General features: G+C 35.2%; 21 protein-coding genes, 1 other RNA gene and 1 other annotated feature. Of the genes, 18 read left to right on the top strand and 4 right to left on the bottom strand.

The features are described 5' to 3' along the window. Positions 1 to 289 precede the first annotated feature (289 nt). The 9 genes from comGA to AC4BB2_RS09850 all read left to right on the top strand — a co-directional run bounded on the left by comGA (position 290) and on the right by AC4BB2_RS09850 (position 6,510). Positions 290 to 1,252: a competence type IV pilus ATPase ComGA gene (comGA, locus tag AC4BB2_RS09890; RefSeq protein ID WP_490472770.1), complete on the top strand. Its 963-nt coding sequence runs from the start codon at positions 290 to 292 to the stop codon at positions 1,250 to 1,252. Beyond that, a complete protein-coding gene (gene comGB / locus AC4BB2_RS09885; RefSeq protein WP_490472769.1) occupies positions 1,206 to 2,252 on the top strand; it encodes a competence type IV pilus assembly protein ComGB in 1,047 nt (348 codons plus the stop codon). Before comGA ends, comGB begins: the two co-directional genes overlap by 47 nt. Next, the gene (gene comGC / locus AC4BB2_RS09880) at positions 2,249 to 2,539 is read left to right on the top strand and encodes a competence type IV pilus major pilin ComGC (RefSeq protein WP_490472768.1); all 291 of its coding nucleotides are present in this window, start codon (positions 2,249 to 2,251) and stop codon (positions 2,537 to 2,539) included. Before comGB ends, comGC begins: the two co-directional genes overlap by 4 nt. Then, on the top strand, positions 2,536 to 2,988 hold the full coding sequence (gene comGD, locus AC4BB2_RS09875; protein ID WP_490472767.1) for a competence type IV pilus minor pilin ComGD: 453 nt from the start codon (positions 2,536 to 2,538) through the stop codon (positions 2,986 to 2,988). Before comGC ends, comGD begins: the two co-directional genes overlap by 4 nt. Beyond that, positions 2,963 to 3,286, top strand: a complete 324-nt coding sequence (gene comGE, locus AC4BB2_RS09870) for a competence type IV pilus minor pilin ComGE (RefSeq protein WP_490472766.1) — start codon at positions 2,963 to 2,965, stop codon at positions 3,284 to 3,286. The genes comGD and comGE overlap by 26 nt, the downstream gene beginning before the upstream one ends. Further along, complete coding sequence (gene comGF / locus AC4BB2_RS09865; protein ID WP_490472765.1) at positions 3,252 to 3,728, top strand: competence type IV pilus minor pilin ComGF; 477 nt, start codon at positions 3,252 to 3,254, stop codon at positions 3,726 to 3,728. Before comGE ends, comGF begins: the two co-directional genes overlap by 35 nt. Beyond that, positions 3,718 to 4,065 (top strand): competence type IV pilus minor pilin ComGG, encoded by a 348-nt coding sequence (comGG, locus tag AC4BB2_RS09860; protein ID WP_490472764.1) that lies wholly within the window; start codon positions 3,718 to 3,720, stop codon positions 4,063 to 4,065. The genes comGF and comGG overlap by 11 nt, the downstream gene beginning before the upstream one ends. Before the next feature lie 224 nt (positions 4,066 to 4,289). Next, a complete protein-coding gene (locus tag AC4BB2_RS09855; RefSeq protein ID WP_490472763.1) occupies positions 4,290 to 5,297 on the top strand; it encodes a class I SAM-dependent methyltransferase in 1,008 nt (335 codons plus the stop codon). 25 nt (positions 5,298 to 5,322) lie between these two features. Further along, positions 5,323 to 6,510 carry an acetate/propionate family kinase gene (locus AC4BB2_RS09850; protein WP_490472762.1) on the top strand — a complete coding sequence of 396 codons (1,188 nt, stop codon included), beginning with the start codon at positions 5,323 to 5,325 and terminating at the stop codon, positions 6,508 to 6,510. A gap of 66 nt (positions 6,511 to 6,576) precedes the next feature. On the opposite strand, the gene AC4BB2_RS09845 is transcribed toward AC4BB2_RS09850, so the two are convergent. The 4 genes from AC4BB2_RS09845 to AC4BB2_RS09830 all read right to left on the bottom strand — a co-directional run bounded on the left by AC4BB2_RS09845 (position 6,577) and on the right by AC4BB2_RS09830 (position 9,044). After that, positions 6,577 to 7,053 (bottom strand): universal stress protein, encoded by a 477-nt coding sequence (locus AC4BB2_RS09845; RefSeq protein ID WP_490472761.1) that lies wholly within the window; start codon positions 7,051 to 7,053, stop codon positions 6,577 to 6,579. Between the two features lie 99 nt (positions 7,054 to 7,152). Next, positions 7,153 to 7,431 (bottom strand): hypothetical protein, encoded by a 279-nt coding sequence (locus AC4BB2_RS09840; protein WP_490472760.1) that lies wholly within the window; start codon positions 7,429 to 7,431, stop codon positions 7,153 to 7,155. A gap of 67 nt (positions 7,432 to 7,498) precedes the next feature. Then, positions 7,499 to 7,692: non-coding RNA, 6S RNA (ssrS, locus tag AC4BB2_RS09835), on the bottom strand. A gap of 62 nt (positions 7,693 to 7,754) precedes the next feature. Next, on the bottom strand, positions 7,755 to 9,044 hold the full coding sequence (locus AC4BB2_RS09830; protein WP_490472759.1) for a replication-associated recombination protein A: 1,290 nt from the start codon (positions 9,042 to 9,044) through the stop codon (positions 7,755 to 7,757). Positions 9,045 to 9,234: 190 nt separating this feature from the next. Here AC4BB2_RS09830 and AC4BB2_RS09825 point away from each other — a divergent pair, with 190 nt between their 5' ends. The 9 genes from AC4BB2_RS09825 to AC4BB2_RS09785 all read left to right on the top strand — a co-directional run bounded on the left by AC4BB2_RS09825 (position 9,235) and on the right by AC4BB2_RS09785 (position 18,481). After that, positions 9,235 to 9,876: a DNA-3-methyladenine glycosylase gene (locus AC4BB2_RS09825; protein WP_490472758.1), complete on the top strand. Its 642-nt coding sequence runs from the start codon at positions 9,235 to 9,237 to the stop codon at positions 9,874 to 9,876. Beyond that, the gene (locus AC4BB2_RS09820) at positions 9,873 to 10,358 is read left to right on the top strand and encodes a DUF3013 family protein (protein WP_490472757.1); all 486 of its coding nucleotides are present in this window, start codon (positions 9,873 to 9,875) and stop codon (positions 10,356 to 10,358) included. The genes AC4BB2_RS09825 and AC4BB2_RS09820 overlap by 4 nt, the downstream gene beginning before the upstream one ends. A 12-nt stretch (positions 10,359 to 10,370) precedes the next feature. Further along, on the top strand, positions 10,371 to 11,318 hold the full coding sequence (prmA, locus tag AC4BB2_RS09815) for a 50S ribosomal protein L11 methyltransferase (RefSeq protein ID WP_490472756.1): 948 nt from the start codon (positions 10,371 to 10,373) through the stop codon (positions 11,316 to 11,318). 1 nt (position 11,319) lies between these two features. Further along, positions 11,320 to 12,069, top strand: a complete 750-nt coding sequence (locus AC4BB2_RS09810) for a 16S rRNA (uracil(1498)-N(3))-methyltransferase (RefSeq protein WP_490472755.1) — start codon at positions 11,320 to 11,322, stop codon at positions 12,067 to 12,069. 17 nt (positions 12,070 to 12,086) lie between these two features. Next, a complete protein-coding gene (locus AC4BB2_RS09805; protein WP_490472754.1) occupies positions 12,087 to 12,734 on the top strand; it encodes a beta/alpha barrel domain-containing protein in 648 nt (215 codons plus the stop codon). Between the two features lie 175 nt (positions 12,735 to 12,909). Further along, the gene (locus AC4BB2_RS09800; RefSeq protein WP_490472753.1) at positions 12,910 to 15,123 is read left to right on the top strand and encodes a RelA/SpoT family protein; all 2,214 of its coding nucleotides are present in this window, start codon (positions 12,910 to 12,912) and stop codon (positions 15,121 to 15,123) included. Between the two features lie 12 nt (positions 15,124 to 15,135). After that, the gene (gene dtd / locus AC4BB2_RS09795; protein WP_490472752.1) at positions 15,136 to 15,582 is read left to right on the top strand and encodes a D-aminoacyl-tRNA deacylase; all 447 of its coding nucleotides are present in this window, start codon (positions 15,136 to 15,138) and stop codon (positions 15,580 to 15,582) included. Between the two features lie 229 nt (positions 15,583 to 15,811). Continuing rightward, entirely contained in the window at positions 15,812 to 17,572 is a 1,761-nt protein-coding gene (locus AC4BB2_RS09790; protein WP_490472751.1) for a choline/carnitine O-acyltransferase, read from the top strand. Positions 17,573 to 17,785: 213 nt separating this feature from the next. Beyond that, the gene (locus AC4BB2_RS09785; RefSeq protein WP_490472750.1) at positions 17,786 to 18,481 is read left to right on the top strand and encodes a metal-binding protein ZinT; all 696 of its coding nucleotides are present in this window, start codon (positions 17,786 to 17,788) and stop codon (positions 18,479 to 18,481) included. Positions 18,482 to 18,608: 127 nt separating this feature from the next. After that, positions 18,609 to 18,817 (top strand) — a binding site (T-box leader). Positions 18,818 to 19,105 lie beyond the last annotated feature (288 nt).

The following is a 19,105-nucleotide window of genomic DNA, read 5'->3' as shown; positions in this document are numbered from 1 at the left end:
AAAGTTATTCCGGCTAATTTTTTAGTATAATGAATATATCAAAACGATAAACTATTTTGGGGAAGATAGTGCATCAGAACTCTTAATAAAGCTATAAGCGTATTTTTTACGCTTATAGCTTTATTTTTTTTTCAATTACTCAGTGGGAACGCATTTATTGCCATTGAAATAGGAACCAACTAAAGTTGGTTTAGCATTAAAAACAGAAACAAAACTTTTTTTAGTTTTGTTTCTGTTTTTTTATTAATTTTCTATTTAACTGCGTATATTACTTTGAGGAGGGAAGAGGATGGATATTAAGCAGTTATCTCTTGATTTAATCGAATGGGGGATAAATGAATGTTTACAAGATGTGTATGTTTTACCTACTGAGAACAGGATTCAAATATTTGGAAGAAAAGGCAAAAAAAGGGTGCTTTTCCAAGAGTTAAATGAAAATGAAGGTGAGAAATTGATTTTCCATTTTAAGTTTATTGGCAGCATGGATGTTGGTGAACGTAGGAAGGCTCAGGTTGGAGCAGCAACTTATAGGATTGATGGGGATGATATCCGTTTGCGTTTGTCCACAGTAGGTGATTTTAGGCAAAGGGAAAGTTTGGTTATTCGTTTTTTGCATGTTTTTGGAAACAGCCGTGAAAACTATTTTTTGCCACAACAACTAACAATTATTAGGGATCATGTTAAACAGCGCGGTTTACATTTATTTTGTGGACCTGTTGGTTCAGGAAAAACAACATTGATGTATAAATTAGCGAAAGAAACAGATCAATTTCAGCAAGTGATTACAATAGAAGACCCAGTAGAAATTGAAGAAGAATCGTTTCTTCAGTTACAAACGAATACCAAAATTGATTTGACCTATGACGCATTGATTAAAGCTTGTTTGCGTCATCGACCAGATATTTTGATTATTGGAGAAATCCGAGACGGACTTACTGCTGAAGCTGCGATCAGGGCAGCACTTACAGGACACACGGTATTTGCAACAATTCATGCTAGGAGTATCAATGGAGTCTATGAACGCTTAGCCGAATTAGGTGTAAAGAAAAGAGAGATTGCTGAATGTTTGGCAGGAGTTATTTATCAGAGATTATTGCCTTTTCTGACTAGAGGTGATGAAGAAATTAGCGGATTACTTATGGATTATGATTTCTCTAGAAAAATGGATTCTAAGTGGTCGCAAGAATTAAGAAAGGTTTGGGCGTATGGATTTATTGATGATCAAACATTTGAAGAAGAAAAAGAGTATTAAATTATCGAAACAACAACAGCAACTATTTATTCATTTACTGGCAGATTTATTGAGGAATGGATTTACTATTAAAGAGAGTTTGCTGTTTATGAAAAAATCTCGTTCTATTTCAGAATCAGCGATTAATTATTTGATTACATTGATGGAACAAGGAGTGCCGCTTCATGGTGGTTTAATTCATCTTGGATTTAAGACGGTAATTATTACACAAATTGAATTTGCGCAAACTCATGGAGATTTGGCAGGAACGCTAAAAAAAATCAATCAACATATGAGTATGGTTGATAAACAGCAGCAAAACTTTTATAAAGTAATCAGCTATCCGTTGTTACTTTTACTTTTTTTAACGGTTGTTTTAATAAGTATTCGTCAAGTTTTGCTCCCTCAACTTATGACAAACGGAGCGGTTCAAGCGGACAATATAGGGATTCATTTTATTCAGAAAAGTCCTTATTACTTACTTGCATTCATGAGTAGTTCAGGATTGACATTTGGCCTGTTGCGTTGGCAGTTAAGCAAAAGAACGTTTTTACAAAGAGCTACATTTTTTTCTAGGTTGCCCATTATAGGAACGTTTTATAAGGAGTACAGCTCTGCTTTTTTTGCACTTGAATGGGGGAAGCTATTTTCTCAAGGAATGGAAATCAAGATGGTTATTCAGTTGATGCAAGTTGTAGAGCAACGTTCTCTTATGAGTGAACTTGCTAAAATGATTGAGGAGCAGTCAATACTAGGTCATACATTCTATGAACAGCTACCAACATTTCCATTTTTTTCTCCTGAGTTATCTTTAATCATCCAACAAGGAGAGGTGAAAGGCAATTTAGGTAAGGAGTTAATGTTATATAGTGAGTTGTGTTGGCAACGTTTTTTTAAGCGGATGGAAAAGGTGATTCAATGGATTCAACCAATTATTTTTTTAATCGTTGCATTACTGGTTGTTAGTGTATATGCTGCAATGTTGTTGCCGATTTATGGCGGAATGGAGGAGTTTTTATGAATATAAAAAAGAAAAAACAACGAATGAATTATTATGGCTTTACCTTATTAGAAATGTTAGTTGTACTATTGATCATTTCCGTTTTAATCTTATTATTCGTTCCAAATCTTTCAAAACACAAAGAAGGTGTCGATAAAAAAGGAAACGAAGCGATTGTCAAAATTATAGAGACACAAATGGACTTGTACACCATGGAAAAAAATCAAACGCCAACAATTGATCAGCTGCTAAAAGAGCAATACATTACACAAGAACAATATGAAAAATATCAGGCTAGTAAGAAATGATCTTAAAAAATATGAAAGCTTTTACGTTAATAGAGACGTTGGTGGTTTTATTTATTTGCATGATTTTTATTTTACTTCCTACCCTTGCAATTAAGAAATGGAAGCAAGTATTAGAAGTCGAACAATTTCTATCGTTTTTCGAAAAGCAACTATTGTTTACACAGCAGATGGCAATTGTAAATGTAGTTGATACACAAGTTACCTTTTTGGAAGAGCAGCAACAACTTTATTTTTTATTTCCTCAAAACGAAGAAATGATAGAGGAAGTATTAGAAGTTCCAACTTCTTTAAAAGCTACTGGACCAAACAAAATTATTTTTAAAAAAGGTTCAGGAAATAATGGATTGTTATCAAAATTTTCTTTTTCATGGACAGAAAAAAAGCAGTTAATTGAATTCCAATTTCAACTGGGAAGCGGTCGCTATGTTAAAAAGATCAAACCATTATAAAGGCTATATTTTGTTGGAAAGTTTGGTTGCATTAGGCTTGTTATGTCTGATTTTAGGTAGCTATATGTCCTTGAATGTATTTTTGTTAACGAAGAACAAAGAAATAGAAGATAAACTAGTGATGCATCAAATTTTGTATGAAGAAATAAAACGTTATGAAAATTATGGGGGACAGTCTTTTCAAGAAGTACACTCAGAAAATAAAAATTATCAGCTACAATTTTATCAAACCAATGATACGTTGATGGAAGTGGAGATCACAGATGGGGAAGAGAGTGTTACAGTTAAAAAAGAGTAGTTTTCAAAAAAATTATTTAGCTTTTACTTTAGTAGAATGTTTGCTTGCTCTTCTTGTGTTATCCGTCATTTGTATGCTTTTTTCAGCCGCAGTTAAATATGCATCTGTGATAACAAATCATTTAGAGCGTGAAAGGAAGAAAGAATGGCAAATATTTATGATTCAATTAGAAAATGAATTAAAGGATTGTCGCTATGAAGAAACGCAAAAAAATAAAATTATTCTTAAAAATAAAAGGAATAACAAGAAGGTTTGGATTGAATATAAATTAGGGAAATTTGTAAAAGTCGAAAATGGTGGATATCATCCTCTTTTAACAGGAGTAAAAGAAGCAAGCTTTTCAGAGGAAAATAACTCAGTCGAGATAAAAGCAACCCTTGAAAATAATTCAAATGTTGCAGCAAAATGGATTATTCCCAAGGAGAAGGAAAATGAACAATAAATATAATGGTAGTATTTTGCTTACTACTTTACTATTTCTATTTTTATTTAGTTTTATATTTCAGCTTGTTTTAAAAGATTTTCAATTGACACAACGTTTCTCGAAAAAGACTAGAGATTATTATATTGCCAAAACAATGGTAAGTATGTTTCTTCATGATGTTAAGCAGGAAAAAGGTAGACTTGAAAAAGTAGGTCAACAAAAATATTCAACAGGAATGTTGTATTATGAATATGACCAAACAACATTAAAATTTACGCTGAATCTAAGGCAAACAACGTATAAATTTCAAGAAAACTATCCAAAAGTTGGGGATAATAAAATAAGTATTCAGTGAACAAATTAAAAATCTGTGAATTGTGTATCAAATTAATACTGATATAAACTAATACAGATGATAAGTTGAGAAAGAAGATTCTTTTTAATATTTTTGTAAAAATAAGATTAGTTCAGTGTTTTATAAATATTCATGGGAAATTGATTGATTATTGTCCATTTTTTCGTTAAAATAGAACAGGTATGAAAATTGTTATATTATAGATAGAGATTGAGGTGTTTCTTTTGTTCCCTGAGAAAATAGAAAAGGCTTTCGATTTGATGGAGCAGGCTATTCAACTGCTTAAACAATCGTTAGACACTTCTTTTTTGGATGCATATACTGAAAATGGTGAAAACATCATCGATAATTATCAAGTACGTGTATTAGATGGAGTGCCGGATGAGCAAACCGTTCAACAACTTAAAACCATTTATCAACAACTCCAAGCAATCGAATTGGAACCAGAAGAAATCAGACGTTTATCCCAGTTGATTTTACTTAAAGGCAATAAAGTAGAGTCCCTACAAGCAAATCATCAGTTGACCCCAGACAGTATTGGCTTTTTATTTGTCTATTTGATTGAACAGCTTTATAGTTCCAAAAAGCCGTTAAAAATATTAGATATTGCAACAGGTATGGGGAATCTCTTGTTGACGATCATTCTTAACTTGGATCTAGCTAAATATACTGTTCAAGGTTTTGGAGTAGATATTGATGATACATTATTATCTGTGTCAGCTACTAATAATGAATGGACCAAGGCTTCGATACAGTTATTCCATCAAGATGGGCTGCAAGATTTACTTGTTGATCCTGTTGATGTAGCTGTTAGTGATCTGCCAATTGGTTATTATCCAAATGATGAAAAAGCTAAAGAATTTGATTCAGTGGCAAAAGAAGGGCATAGCTATGCACATCATTTATTGATGGAACAGGCTATGAAGTTTGTAAAACCAGATGGCTACGGATTATTTCTAATACCAACCAATATTTTAGAAACAGAACAGAGCGAGTTTTTCAAAAATTGGTTGCAAAAAAATGTGTACCTACAAGGCATGATTCAATTGCCTGATGAGTTGTTCAAATCTGTTCAGTCCAGAAAGAGTATTTTGTTTGTACAAAATAAAGGCGCAAACAGTGAACAGGTAAAAGAAGTACTTGTTGCAAAATTAGGTTCATTGAAAGATCCTGCGAAAGTGACACAATTTTTTCAACAATTTGAGGCTTGGAAGTCTTCAAATTTAAAATAAAACAACTGACAAAGAGGAGAGTATTATGTCTAAAACAATTGCAATCAATGCTGGAAGTTCAAGTTTAAAATGGCAATTATACCAAATGCCAAATGAAGAAGTAATCGCTAAAGGAATCGTTGAACGTATCGGTTTAAATGATTCGATCTTTACAATCAAGTATGGAGATGGCGAAAAATATGAAGAAGTAATTGACATCAATAATCATGATGTTGCTGTAAAAATGTTATTAGATAAATTAACTGAGTTAAATATCTTAGCATCTTATAATGAGATTACTGGTGTTGGGCACCGTGTGGTTGCTGGTGGAGAAGACTTCAAAGAGTCTGTTATTATCGATGACGAAGTTTTAGCAAAAATCGAAAAATTAGCAGATCTTGCACCATTACACAATCCAGCCAATGCAATGGGAATCAAAGCGTTTAAGAAAATCTTGCCTGAGATTATCAGTGTTGCTGTTTTTGATACAGCTTTCCATACAACAATGCCAAAACATAATTACTTATACAGTATTCCAACTGAATACTATGAAAAATATGCAGCTCGCAAATATGGCGCACATGGAACAAGCCATATGTATGTTGCTAATCGTGCAGCTGAAATGTTAGGACGTCCGATTGAAGAGCTAAAAATCATTACTTGTCACTTAGGTAACGGAGCATCAATCACAGCTGTTGATGGTGGTAAATCTGTTGATACATCAATGGGCTTCACACCACTTGCAGGTGTAACAATGGGCACTCGTTCTGGGGATATTGATCCTTCTTTACTAGCTTACCTAATGGAAAAACTTGAATTGACTGATATCAAAGACATGATTGATATTTTAAATAAAAAATCAGGTTTACTTGGTTTAACTGGTATTTCTAGTGATATGCGTGATTTAGAAGAAAACATGGATAATGAAGCTGTTCAAGTGGCTTATGATATCTTTACTGACCGTATCCGTAAATATATCGGTAGCTATGTAACTGTTTTAAATGGTGTAGATGCAATTGTCTTTACTGCTGGAATCGGTGAAAATGATTCACACGTACGTAGTGAAGTAATCAAAGGTATGACTTGGTTTGGTTGCGAATTAGACGCTGAGAAAAATAACGTTCGTGGAAAAGAATCAGTGATTTCTACAGAAGATTCAAAAGTTAAAGTCTTATTGATTCCAACAGACGAGGAATTGATGATTGCTCGTGACGTTGAGCGTTTAAGAAAATAATTAATAGAAAAAGAAGCAATTCGATTTTTTGTCGAGTTGCTTCTTTTTTTGATGTTTGTTAAATGATTAGTCTTCGTCCTTTTGAACGGGAACTTTATTTTTTAAATCAGTTCTAACTACTAACACATCACAAGCAGCGTTTCGAATAACATATTCAGAAACTGAGCCAATAAATAATCGTTCAACAGCATTTAATCCTGTAGCGCCTAGCATGATTAAATCGACCTCTTGATCTTGAGGTATTTGTTTTGCGATTAATGGTTTTGGAGAACCGTATTCAATGATACTAGATACTTTTTCACAACCATGTTCTTTTGCTTGCTTTTTATATCCTTCAAGCGTTTGTTTTGCCATCTCGGTTGCTTGTTCTGCCAAGACACCATCAAAAGAAGAAACAGATTGAAATGCTCGTGTATCAATAACATGAGCTAATAATAATTCTGCATCATTTCTCATTGCAACATTCATTGCTTTTTGAAACGCTAGTTCAGCTTCAGATGATCCATCTACAGCAACCATGATTTTACGATAATTTTGTAACATTGTGACCACTCCTTTCAAATCTTTTGAAACGATAATCTTATTACTTACTTAATTGTAGAACAAAAACTTAAAAAAGGAAAACAAAAAAAGAAGAGACTGTTATAGAATCTTCTTAGCAAACATAATACTAAACACGGCTGAAATTACTAGTAAACCGAATATGTAGAACAATGAAAAAAACTTCAAGTTAAAAAGCCCTACTAAAATGCCGATACCAGCTAGAATCAAATAAAAAACACCAAACTGATGTAAAAACTGTTTGTTTTCTTCTGGTTCACCATTATGCATGATAGGTAGAAAAACAGTTGCTTTCTTTAATAGATAAACGCCGATAATAAGCAATAATATGACAGCTATAAAAATAAGTACTCGAACCATATAAGCCCCTCCATCAAATAAAAAACAATTTGCATGTTGCAAATTGTTCGGTAATCTAATAAAAATGGTAAAATCCGTCGATGCCGTTATTCGTCTTATAGTATTGAACCCGCAAACAAAGCAGGTGGGTTCCACGACTGACAGCTTCGAACTACCAAATGATAAGGCATGTTACCAGCTTAAGTACCAGAAGGATCCCTAGATATCAATAAAATGTTCGGTCAACACAGAAAAAAGACAACTCGTACATCACAGATTTACCATCTTTATAATAGCACAACCTAGTGCAAACAGCAACGAGGTCGCTTGCGTTTGGAAGCGGATTATTTTTTAGGATTCTTTTCTTTTTTCCACTCTTGAATCCGTTGATACTGTTGGTTTAAAGCCTGTTCATATTTTCCTGTATCGATTGGTTTGTAATAATGGGCATTTTTTATTTTGTCAGGAAGATATTGTTGATTGACCCACGCATTTTCAAAATTATGAGGATATTGGTAACCAATTCCTCGATTTAGGTCTTTTGCACCTGAATAATGACTATCTCTTAAATGATCAGGAACATCGCCTGCTTTTCCATCGCGAATATCTGCTAGCGCAGCATCAATCGCAACAATACCAGAATTCGATTTTGGTGATAAGCATAAATCAATTACGACACTGGCAAGAGGGATTCTTGCTTCCGGAAAACCAAGCTTTTCTGCTGCCTGAACTGCGGTGATGGTGCGAGCTGCAGCTGGGGGATTACCTAAACCAATATCCTCGTAGGCAATGACCATTAAGCGTCTGCAAATAATTGGCAAATCACCAGCTTCTACTAATCTTGCTAGGTAATGAAGTGCGGCATCCACATCGCTGCCGCGGATTGATTTTTGAAAAGCTGAAATGACGTCGTAATGAGCATCACCATTTTTATCATGAGTCAATGCTTTACGTTGTACACATTCTTCAATGATTGAAAGAGTGATCTCAATTTCTTTATTTTCATTTTCTGGTGTTGATTTTACTGCAAGCTCCAGACCATTTAAAGCACTCCGTAAATCTCCATTTGTTGCACGAGATAAATGCTGGAGAGCTTTTTCTTCTAGAATAACTGGGTATTCTCCTAAACCACGTTCTGAATCAGATAGTGCTTCTTTAATTGCTTTTTGGATGTCTGTTTCAGTAAGTGGCTTAACTTCAAAAATTTGTGTTCGGCTTCGAATCGCAGGATTGATCGTAATATAAGGATTCTCTGTTGTAGCACCGATCATAATAATTCGACCGCTTTCTAAATGAGGCAGTAGAAAATCTTGTTTTGTTTTATCTAAGCGGTGGACTTCATCTAGTAGTAAAATTACAGTGCCGCTCATTTTTGCTTCTTCTGCGACGATTTGTAGATCTTTTTTTGTATCTGTTGCGGCATTCAACAAACGAAATGCATAGTTTGTGGAACCGGCTATTGCACTGGCAATACTGGTTTTACCAGTCCCAGGAGGACCGTATAAAATCATTGATGAAAGCATCCGAGCTTCCACCATTCTGCGAATGATCTTTCCGGGACCAACAAGTTGTTGTTGACCTACGACTTCATCTAAATTTCGCGGCCGCATACGATAAGCTAATGGTTGTTGCATCGTTGGACCTCCTTTTCAGTTCTTCATAAGTGTATTATACCATAAAGAACGTACGTTTGTATCTGGTTGTGGATTTACAGATGTGAGATAATTAAAAGTAGAAAAAAACATGGACGCACCTTACTAATTGTGTGTTATTTCAATGGATAATGAGGCTCGATTCGTGTATGATAAGAAGTGGTGAAAACGAATGAATGAAATGATACATTTTTTTAATACAAAGTCGACAGAAGAAATTGCTCAGTATCTACTGGGCATGTATTTAGAACATGAAACAGAAGATGGGATGATCCTTTCAGGATATATCGTTGATACCGAAGCTTACTTAGGGCCAGAAGATGAAGCCGCCCACAGCTTTGGTCTAAGAGATACTCCACGATTAAAAGCCATGTATGAGCACCCTGGAACGATCTATCTCTATACCATGCATACTCATTTAATCTTGAATATGGTAACCCAAGAAAAAGGCAAACCTCAAGGTGTAATGATTCGTGCTATCGAGCCAATTGAAGGAATCGAAAAAATGGAAGAAAATCGTAAAGGCCGCATAGGAATTGAATTATCTAACGGTCCAGGTAAACTTGTTTCTGCTCTAGGAATCACTAGAGATTTATATGGTCAATCAATCTTTGACAGCAAGCTTAGAATTGTTCCAGAAAAAAGAAAAACACCGAAGAAAATCATCTCACTTCCTCGTATCGGCATTCCAAATAAAGGGATCTGGACGGACTTACCCTTGAGGTATGCTGTTTCAGGAAACCCTTATATTTCGAAGCAAAGAAGAAGTGATATCGATCAAAAGGCCTTTGGATGGAAGGAAGAAAAGAAATGAAAAAAGCAACGATGTTAACTTATCTAGATGAACAAATGACAAAGAAAATCACGGAGTATGATGTAGCATTGGATTGGAATACGAAAAACCATTCAATTGAAGTTGTTTTTCGACTATTCGCAGAAAATAAAGAACAGGCAAAAATCGATGATGCACAAGGAATCGTTTCAGAAGAAGAAATCATTGAATTTGAAGATGGGATTTTATTTTATAATCCTGAAAAAACATCTGTAGATGAAGACGATTACTTAGCTGTTATTCCTTATGAAGGAAAAAAAGGAATCAAACAGTCAGTTCTAGATGGTTTTGTAGACTATTTAAATGAAGTATTAGCAGAAGGTCAAAGTGATTTATTAGACTTTTTAACGAATGAAGAACAAGAAGTATTTGAGTTGAAATGGTCACAAGAGTCTTTTAATGAATCTGTTGAAAAATATCAAAAAACTGAGGGCGATACATATATCCCTTACCCAAGTTATTAAGGAGGCTTCTATATGAAATGGACAGAAGTAAAAGTTGAAACTGCAAGTGAAGCCGTGGAAGCAATCTCAAATGTTATGATGGAAGCTGGAGCAAGTGGTGTCGCCATTGAAGATTCCTTAGATGTTGAAAATTTTCAAAGTGATCTTTACGGCGAATTGTTAGACAAAGAGCAATTTACCCATATTAAAGATGGCGCATTGGTAATGGCTTATTTTCCTGAAACAACATTTTTACCGGAAATCTTGCCTTTTATTAAAGAAAGCATTACTCGTTTACCAGAGTTTGGACTAGAAATTGGTAAGAATGAAGTGACTGTTAGCGAAGTAGCTGAAAGTGATTGGGCAACAGCTTGGAAAAAGTACTATCATCCAGTGCGGGTTACTCGTTTTCTAACAATCGTTCCAAGTTGGGAAAAATATGAGCCACAAGATACGACTGAAAAAATTATTACATTAGATCCAGGCATGGCTTTTGGAACAGGAACGCATCCAACAACGCGTTTAACATTACAAGCGCTGGAGACTGTTTTACGTGGTGGTGAGACATTGCTTGATGTTGGGACAGGATCTGGTGTATTAAGTATAGCTAGTAAGTATCTAGGGGCTAAAGAAGTTCATGCCTACGATTTAGATGATGTAGCTGTGACGGCAGCTAAAGAAAATATGGATATGAATCCGATTGCTAGTGATGTTTTTGTCTCAGCTAATGATTTATTAAAAGAAGTAACGATTGAAGCTGACGTAATCGTAGCGAATATTTTAGCGGATATTATTACATTGATGATTGATGATGCTTGGCGTTTGTTGAAAAATGATGGAACATTGATTGTTTCTGGCATTATTCAAGATAAAAAAGCGATGATTATAGAAAAAATGACGGCAGCGGGTTTTCTTGTGGATCAAATTTTCCAACAGGGAGACTGGTATGCGATTATTTTAAAGAAAACAGAGGAAGAGTAAGATGCAGCGTTATTTTTTAACTGAACCTTATGAAACCAAAGAACAATACGCAATTACTGGAGAAAACTATCATCATATTGTAAGAGTAATGCGAATGGAGCCGGAACAGCAAGTGTATTTGGCCTTTAGTGATCGTTTGGCAATCATTGCAGAAATCACTGATATTACGGAAGACACTGTTTATTTAAAAGAAATCAGAAAAGAACAGGCAGAAAAAGAGCTGCCCGTCAATGTCACGATTGCTTGTGGGTATCCAAAAGGCGATAAGCTGGAGTGGGTTGTTCAAAAAGGAACTGAACTTGGCAGTCATAAATTTATTGGCTTTCCTGCACAAGCATCTGTTGTAAAATGGGATCACAAAAAACTGGCGAAAAAAACAGATCGCCTGAAAAAAATTGCCACAGAGGCAGCTGAGCAATCTCATCGCCAGTTTGCACCTGATATTGTATTATTAGAAAAAGAACAAGAACTGATGGAGACTTTTTCCAACTATGATAAAGTCTTGATTGCCTATGAAGAATCTGCGAAAACTGGGGAACGTAGCAGCTTTGCTACAGCACTTAATGAACTAGCTGTGGGGGATTCAATTCTAATTGTATTTGGTCCTGAGGGCGGTTTTTCACCAAAGGAAATAGAGTTATTCCAAGAACATGGCGGTATTCTTTGTGGTTTGGGACCGCGGATTTTACGTGCTGAGACAGCGCCTTTGTATGCGCTTGGTGCCATTAGTTATCAATTTGAATTAGTGTAAGTTATAGGGGGCTATTTATGGAGTTAAGGTTGCAGAAGCTTTCAGTTATGTTAATGGATCCAAACCTTACGGATCAAGTGTTCACAGAAGAAATTATTTTTTTAAAACAATTTCCTATAGGGGTAATTTTGGTTTTGCCTCATAATGTAGCAAGAGCAAAACAACTATTGACTGGAACGATGATTCAAGTAGGTAGTTTTGTTGATTTTCCGCTAGGTAGTGGAACGTTGGCTAAAAAAGCATTTGAAACAGCACAACTATACAGAGATGGTGCATCGGATGTTTTTGTAACTATGCCGCCTGAACAGTTGAACAGTTATGGCAATCAGAATTTTCAAGCATTAGGACCGCTATCATTTGGGCGAAATGCACTTGGATTCTATATAGATAGCAATAATTTAACGGATAATCAAAAACAAGGATTGATAATGGATATTGCAGCGTTGGATGTTAGCAGGATTTCTTTAGGGCTAGATTTGACGATGGAACAGGCAATCTATGATATGAGTATTTTTCGAACAGGTCGACGAAAAAAAATGACCTTCCAAGTCAATGTAAAAGCACCAACCTTACTTGAAATCGAATTACTTTTTCAAGCGGGCGCCTCTCAAATAGGAATCAGTAATGGTCGGGAGATTTTACCTTTAATTTCAAAGTGGAATTAAATCGTGAAGAATTGAAAATCTAGTAAAATTTAGTATAATAAAAGATGTTGGAAGTGCTACTGTTTCAAGTGGTACTTTTCTTTTTTTAAGAAAACATAACGCATTTTAGTGATTTACATAAATCAATCGGGCACGCTGTAAAAGTGTCTGACATAGGGACAAAGGAGTGATAACAATGCCAAAAGAGGAAATTATGACTGCTCCAGGAGTCATTAAACTTGTATCAAAATATATGGCGCCACAACATGTTGCGTTTGTTCAAAAAGCGTGTGATTATGCTGAGAAAGCTCATGAAGGTCAAGTTAGAAAATCCGGAGAGCCTTATTTTATTCACCCAATCCAAGTAGCAGGAATTTTAGCTGAATTACGGATGGACCCACATACGGTTGCAACTGGTTTTTTACATGATGTGGTAGAAGATACAGATGTAACATTGGAAGACTTGAAGAATGAATTTGGTGCAGATGTTGCTATGTTAGTAGACGGTGTGACGAAACTAGGGAAGATAAAGTATAAATCACATGAAGAACAGTTAGCCGAAAATCACCGGAAAATGCTTTTAGCAATGGCGCAAGATTTGCGTGTAATCATGGTGAAACTAGCTGACCGTCTGCACAATATGCGTACATTAAAACATCTGAGAGAAGATAAACAGCGTCGAATTGCTCAAGAAACGATTGAAATTTATGCTCCCCTTGCCCATCGTTTAGGGATTAGCCGAATTAAGTGGGAATTGGAAGATACAGCATTGCGCTACATCAATCCGAATCAATATTATCGAATCGTTAATTTGATGCAAAGCAAGCGAGACGAACGTGAAGCGTATGTTGAAGAAGCCGTTGAGGATATCCGAGTTGCAACAGAAGATTTAGATATCTATGCCGAAATTTATGGACGTCCTAAACATATTTATTCCATCTATCGGAAGATGAAGGATCATAAAAAACAATTTAATGAAATTTATGATTTATTAGCTATCCGAGTAATTGTTGATTCTATCAAGGATTGTTACGCTGTTTTAGGTGCAATCCATACGAAATGGACACCGATGCCAGGCCGTTTTAAAGATTATATTGCTATGCCTAAAGCAAATATGTATCAATCAATCCATACGACGGTTATTGGGCCAAAAGGAAATCCAGTAGAAGTACAGATCAGAACGCATGAAATGCATCAAATTGCTGAATTTGGGGTTGCTGCTCACTGGGCGTATAAAGAAGGCAAGACTGAAAAAGTAGATGAAGATAATGATACGAAACAATTAAGCTGGTTCCGTGAAATTCTTGAATTGCAAGATGAAAGTTATGATGCTTCTGATTTTATGGAAAGCGTCAAAGGCGATATTTTCAGCGATAAAGTTTATGTTTTTACACCAACAGGTGAAGTAACGGAATTACCAAAAGGCTCTGGGCCGCTTGATTTTGCATATAGCGTGCATACGGAAATCGGAAACAAAACAACAGGTGCTAAAGTCAATGGAAAAATGGTTCAGTTGGATTATACACTGAAAAATGGTGATATTATTGAAGTTTTAACGTCACCTAATTCTTTTGGACCAAGCCGTGATTGGCTAAAAATGGTAGCAACAAGTAAAGCACGAAATAAAATCAAACGATTTTTCAAAATTCAAGATCGTGAAGTTAACATCATCAAAGGACATGACGCCATTAGTAAATTTCTGTTAGAACATGGTTTTGCGCCAAAAGAATTTTTAGGTAAAGCCAAAATGGCGGAAGCATTGGAGCGTTTTAATTTCCAGACAGAAGATGATCTTTACGCAGCTGTTGGTTATGGTGAAATCAGTGCGCAAGTGGTGTTCAATCGTTTAACTGAAAAAGAACGTAAAGAACAAGAGATGGAGCGTCAAAAACAAGAAGCAGAAGAGTTGATGACACAACCTGTCAAAAAAGAATCGGATAAAATGAAGGTTCGTCACGAAGGCGGAATCGTGATTCAGGGCGTAGAAAACTTACTTGTTAGAATAAGCCGTTGCTGTAATCCAGTGCCGGGAGATGAAATCGTCGGTTATATCACCAAAGGGCGAGGCGTTTCGATCCATCGCGCAGATTGTCCAAATGTGCAGCATCAAGAAGAACTTGCTCAGCGTTTAATTGAAGTTGAATGGGAAGATACCGATAATTCAAATAAAGAATATGATGCCGACTTAGAAATTTATGGCTATAACCGCAGCGGACTGTTGAATGATGTCCTTCAAGTCATTAGTTCAATGACTAAAAATTTAGTTAGCGTGGAAGCAAAACCAACTAAAAATAAAATGGCAATGATTCACGTGACGGTAAAAATCCAAAATCTGGCGCATTTAAAAACCATCGTGGATAAAATCAAGAATATACCGGACGTTTATAATGTCCGTCGTACCAATGGCTAGGAGGCGTAAATTATGAGAGCTGTCATTCAGCGAGTAACCCAAGCTGAGGTGATGATCGATCAAAAAAGTGTAGGGAAAATCGATCAAGGGTTCATGATTTTGTTAGGAATTCATGAAACGGACACGAAAGAAGACGTGGCTTACTTAATTCGTAAAATCAGCAAGCTTCGTGTCTTTGAAGATGAGGCTGGTAAGATGAATTTAAGTATTCAAGATATTCAAGGAAGTATTTTGAGTGTTTCCCAGTTTACCTTATATGCAGATACTAAAAAGGGCAATCGACCTAGTTTTATTGAGGCTGCTAGACCTGAGACTGCGATCCCGTTATATGAGCTATTTAATAAGCAGTTGAAAGAACTGGAGATTCCTGTGGAAACTGGAGAATTTGGGGCTGATATGGCTGTTTCATTGATTAATGATGGGCCTGTGACTATTATTATTGATACAAAGAATAGATAAAAGGTGAGTCTGGCATAATAGCTTTGCTCAAAAAGAAAATAATCTTGATTTTGATAATAATTGTCGAAATCAAGATTATTTTTTTTATAGAATAAATGTTTATTGGGCTCAAGTAAAGCTATGTTTGAATGCTTGATTTATAACAATCTGTCCTTTATTTTTAGAAAATAGACATATAAACAAGAAATGATTGGTATAATGAAAGAAAAAGAGAGCCTTGAGGTGTAAAATGGAAAAATACAAAGAACAACTATTACCTAAGTTAAAAAAGCTTCCTGTACCTGATTTACTTGAAACCTTAGGTGAATGTAGTGAATGGATGAGACCTTTGGTGACATTAGAAGAGTTAAAAGACTTTCAAAAAAGTGTTGTAGCTTTTGGTTTTTCTGATGGGTTACTGTTGCAAAAGGATTTAGTTCATTACGCCGAGAAAACAACAGGTAGTTGGTTAGCGCCCCTTTGGGAACAGAATTATTTAGAAAGCCGAGGCTATTTACAAAGTGAATCAAACTTTGCTTTGGTCATTGACCCAAGCTATTATGATCAATTGACATCTAAAGAAGCAAAAGCGGCTCAATTGATTTATCAAATGACGAATAGTTATCTTCAATTAGTTAACGGTACATATCCAATTGAGTATACGAAGCAAAATAAACCTGTGGATATGTCATTTTATATGAATTTTTTCAAAAGCTGCAGAATTCCTGGCAGAGAGATTGATTCTTTTTATAGAGGAGAAGTGAAGTCGGAAGATAATTATGTTGTGATTTTTGCAAACGGTATCTATTTCCGTTTAGAGGTGACAAATGCGTCAGGAGAAATTTATCCCGTTGAACAATTATTGGAAAATCTACAGTATCTATTATCAAAGGAACATTTACCTGAAAAAGGAGAAGACTTGATTCCTTATTTTACAGGTGTTAAAAGAGAAGAATCAGCGTTGATTTATGAACAACTAAAACTGGATGAAAGAAATAGTCATAATTTAAAACAGATTGAAGACGCCTTATTTATTCTAAGCTTTTCCAAAGGCAATGATGATACCGAGGATGCACGAATTAATGATATTCTATTAAATACAAGCCATCAATTTTTAGCAAAAACAACACAGGCAATCATTACAAAAAACGGTTATATTGGATTTAATATGGAACATACAGCAATCGATGGTGTACCTACCATGAATTTGCTTACCAATGTATTTAAATCCTTCAATGATGCGCATTGGGTAGCTTCTGAAAATAGCTCTGATCATTTAGTGGAGAGAGTTAAATGGGTGTTAACAGATGAAATAATCGCTGATTTTGAAAATGTACAAAAAAGCGTTGTGAAAGAAAATAATTCTTATAGCATTAAACATCAAGTGATCTCTGATATCGGAAAAGAACGGATGAAAAAGGCCAAAATCAGTCCAGACGCATTTTTCCATATTGCTTTAGCAATGGCGCAACAAAAGGTTTTTAGAAAGTTAAGATCGGTTTATGAGCCAGTCGCTATGCGAATGTTTTATGAGGGACGAACAGAAAGTGCCCGTTCCATTAGTACAGAGAAAAAAGTATTTGTAGAAGCATTTTATGAAAAAAATGAAGTTAATTCTAAAGAAGAATTAGTCGAACTATTTAATGATGCCGCATCAGCTCATTCCAATCGAATCAGCCAATGCCAAAAGGGTAATGGAATAGAACGGCATCTTTTCGGTCTGAAAAAAATGGTACTCAATCCTGAAGAAGGATCAAGATTTTTTTCAGCAGAAGCACTTAAAATTTTAGGGGAAGATTTTATATCAACAACAGGAATCCCTTACGATTTATTGGAGTCATTTAGCTTTGGTCCAGTAAATAAAGCTGGTTTTGGTCTTTATTATGGTATTCTAGATGAAAAAATAATTCTGACGATTTCATCAAAAAAAGCCAATGAAAATGAAGCCAACCAATTGCTTGAAGCTATTCATAAGGCGCTTATTTCATTAACAGAGCTATTAGGTATTTGATCCAAAATTTTTTATATTGTAAGTAATAGATAGGAATGTCCAACTTCTCTATCATTGCTTGCAATATTTTTTTATTTTCTATTGTTTTTTTTCGTAAGGTAGTATAAAATAACTTGATTAAATCGTAATGATTACGTTTTGTTGGTTGCAAACCAGAAATGCTAATAAGCTATTATTGGATTTAGTCAATAAAATTAGAATTGAGGTTAGAAGATGAAAAAGAAAAATGCAAAGTTGTATACAGGATTAGGTGTTCTTTTGTTGAGCGTCCTAATTATTAGTGGTTGTACAAAAGTAAGTACCACAAAAACAGTTGAAACAACGATTCAATCTTCAAAAGAAAAACAAGCACGCAAGCATAAACACTCTCACAGCCATGATGGAGAATTTAAAGATGATGAAATTGAAAATAGAACATTGCAAGATTGGGCAGGTGATTGGCAATCAGTTTATCCATATTTAATGGATGGTACATTAGATGAAGTGCTTGAACATAAGGCAAAAGAAAAGAAAGATAAAAGTTTGGAAGAGTATAAACAATATTATATGACAGGATATAAAACGAATACTGATCGAATTGTTATTACTGGAAATACAGTAGAGTTTTTTAAAGAGGGCACTTCTCAAAAAGCTGACTATCGCTATGATGGATATCGCATTTTAACCTATGAATCTGGTAAAAGAGGCGTACGTTATTTATTCAGTACAGAGGATAACAGTAGCGGTGCACCAAAGAATATTCAATTTAGTGATCACAATATTAAACCAACGAAAGCGGAGCATTTTCATTTATATTTTGGTGATGAGAGTCAAGAGGAGTTACTAAAAGAATTGGAGAACTGGCCGACCTATTATAAGAGTGATTTATCAGGTTCAGAGATCGTTCATGATATGCTCCATCATCATTAAGAAAATGCAAATGAAGTGAATTGAAAACGGTCATGACGTCATTCAGATTCTTTTTTGATTCATAGACTGAAATTTATTGAATTCCCTTGACTTTACTGGGAAATTTTAGTAATTTATATGTAATATCTAAAAATCAATGAAAGAACGAGTAGATTTCAATCTGATTGTATAAGAGAAAGTTGCCGTGGCTGAAAGCAACTTCATTAGGAAATTCGAAAGACATTCTGGAGATGAACGGGGGAAAAACCGTTCCGTTGCGAGCGTTAATCGTTAGAGGAAAGAGCAATCTTTCAAAACTTAGGTGGTACCGCGTGTGTCTATTCACTCGCCCTTGTAATTATACAAGGGCGAGTTTTTGTTGTGAATCACTGCGACTGGCTATGCCAGAGCAGATGATGAACAATACTTGGCGACCAAAGGGAGAGAAGCTACCGTGCTAGTGAATCACGCCACTTTGTTTCGATTTCATCAATTTCTAAGAGCTAAAGCTCTAAGAATTGAAGGACTACGACTAGCTTCACCAAAGTGGATGATAAGCAATACTTGGCGAACGAAGAGAGAGAAGTTACCTTACTAGTGAATCACCAAACACTATGATCTCAATCATTCTATACCAAAATACCT

The sequence above is a fragment of the Enterococcus sp. AAFC-DPL-5146 genome (assembly GCF_058216635.1).
Note: the sequence above shows the minus strand (reverse complement) of the source record. Positions and strands in the feature narration are given on the sequence as shown.

Excerpts from the sequence above, each read along its gene's own strand:
- comGA (WP_490472770.1), top strand. The coding sequence starts at position 290 with ATGGATATTAAGCAGTTATCTCTTGATTTAATCGAATGGGGGATAAAT.
- comGB (WP_490472769.1), top strand. The coding sequence starts at position 1,206 with ATGGATTTATTGATGATCAAACATTTGAAGAAGAAAAAGAGTATTAAA.
- comGC (WP_490472768.1), top strand. The coding sequence starts at position 2,249 with ATGAATATAAAAAAGAAAAAACAACGAATGAATTATTATGGCTTTACC.
- comGD (WP_490472767.1), top strand. The coding sequence starts at position 2,536 with ATGATCTTAAAAAATATGAAAGCTTTTACGTTAATAGAGACGTTGGTG.
- comGE (WP_490472766.1), top strand. The coding sequence starts at position 2,963 with ATGTTAAAAAGATCAAACCATTATAAAGGCTATATTTTGTTGGAAAGT.
- comGF (WP_490472765.1), top strand. The coding sequence starts at position 3,252 with ATGGGGAAGAGAGTGTTACAGTTAAAAAAGAGTAGTTTTCAAAAAAAT.
- comGG (WP_490472764.1), top strand. The coding sequence starts at position 3,718 with ATGAACAATAAATATAATGGTAGTATTTTGCTTACTACTTTACTATTT.
- AC4BB2_RS09850 (WP_490472762.1), top strand. The coding sequence starts at position 5,323 with ATGTCTAAAACAATTGCAATCAATGCTGGAAGTTCAAGTTTAAAATGG.
- AC4BB2_RS09845 (WP_490472761.1), bottom strand. The coding sequence starts at position 7,053 with ATGTTACAAAATTATCGTAAAATCATGGTTGCTGTAGATGGATCATCT.
- AC4BB2_RS09840 (WP_490472760.1), bottom strand. The coding sequence starts at position 7,431 with ATGGTTCGAGTACTTATTTTTATAGCTGTCATATTATTGCTTATTATC.
- AC4BB2_RS09830 (WP_490472759.1), bottom strand. The coding sequence starts at position 9,044 with ATGCAACAACCATTAGCTTATCGTATGCGGCCGCGAAATTTAGATGAA.
- AC4BB2_RS09825 (WP_490472758.1), top strand. The coding sequence starts at position 9,235 with ATGAATGAAATGATACATTTTTTTAATACAAAGTCGACAGAAGAAATT.
- AC4BB2_RS09820 (WP_490472757.1), top strand. The coding sequence starts at position 9,873 with ATGAAAAAAGCAACGATGTTAACTTATCTAGATGAACAAATGACAAAG.
- prmA (WP_490472756.1), top strand. The coding sequence starts at position 10,371 with ATGAAATGGACAGAAGTAAAAGTTGAAACTGCAAGTGAAGCCGTGGAA.
- AC4BB2_RS09810 (WP_490472755.1), top strand. The coding sequence starts at position 11,320 with ATGCAGCGTTATTTTTTAACTGAACCTTATGAAACCAAAGAACAATAC.
- AC4BB2_RS09805 (WP_490472754.1), top strand. The coding sequence starts at position 12,087 with ATGGAGTTAAGGTTGCAGAAGCTTTCAGTTATGTTAATGGATCCAAAC.
- AC4BB2_RS09800 (WP_490472753.1), top strand. The coding sequence starts at position 12,910 with ATGCCAAAAGAGGAAATTATGACTGCTCCAGGAGTCATTAAACTTGTA.
- dtd (WP_490472752.1), top strand. The coding sequence starts at position 15,136 with ATGAGAGCTGTCATTCAGCGAGTAACCCAAGCTGAGGTGATGATCGAT.
- AC4BB2_RS09790 (WP_490472751.1), top strand. The coding sequence starts at position 15,812 with ATGGAAAAATACAAAGAACAACTATTACCTAAGTTAAAAAAGCTTCCT.
- AC4BB2_RS09785 (WP_490472750.1), top strand. The coding sequence starts at position 17,786 with ATGAAAAAGAAAAATGCAAAGTTGTATACAGGATTAGGTGTTCTTTTG.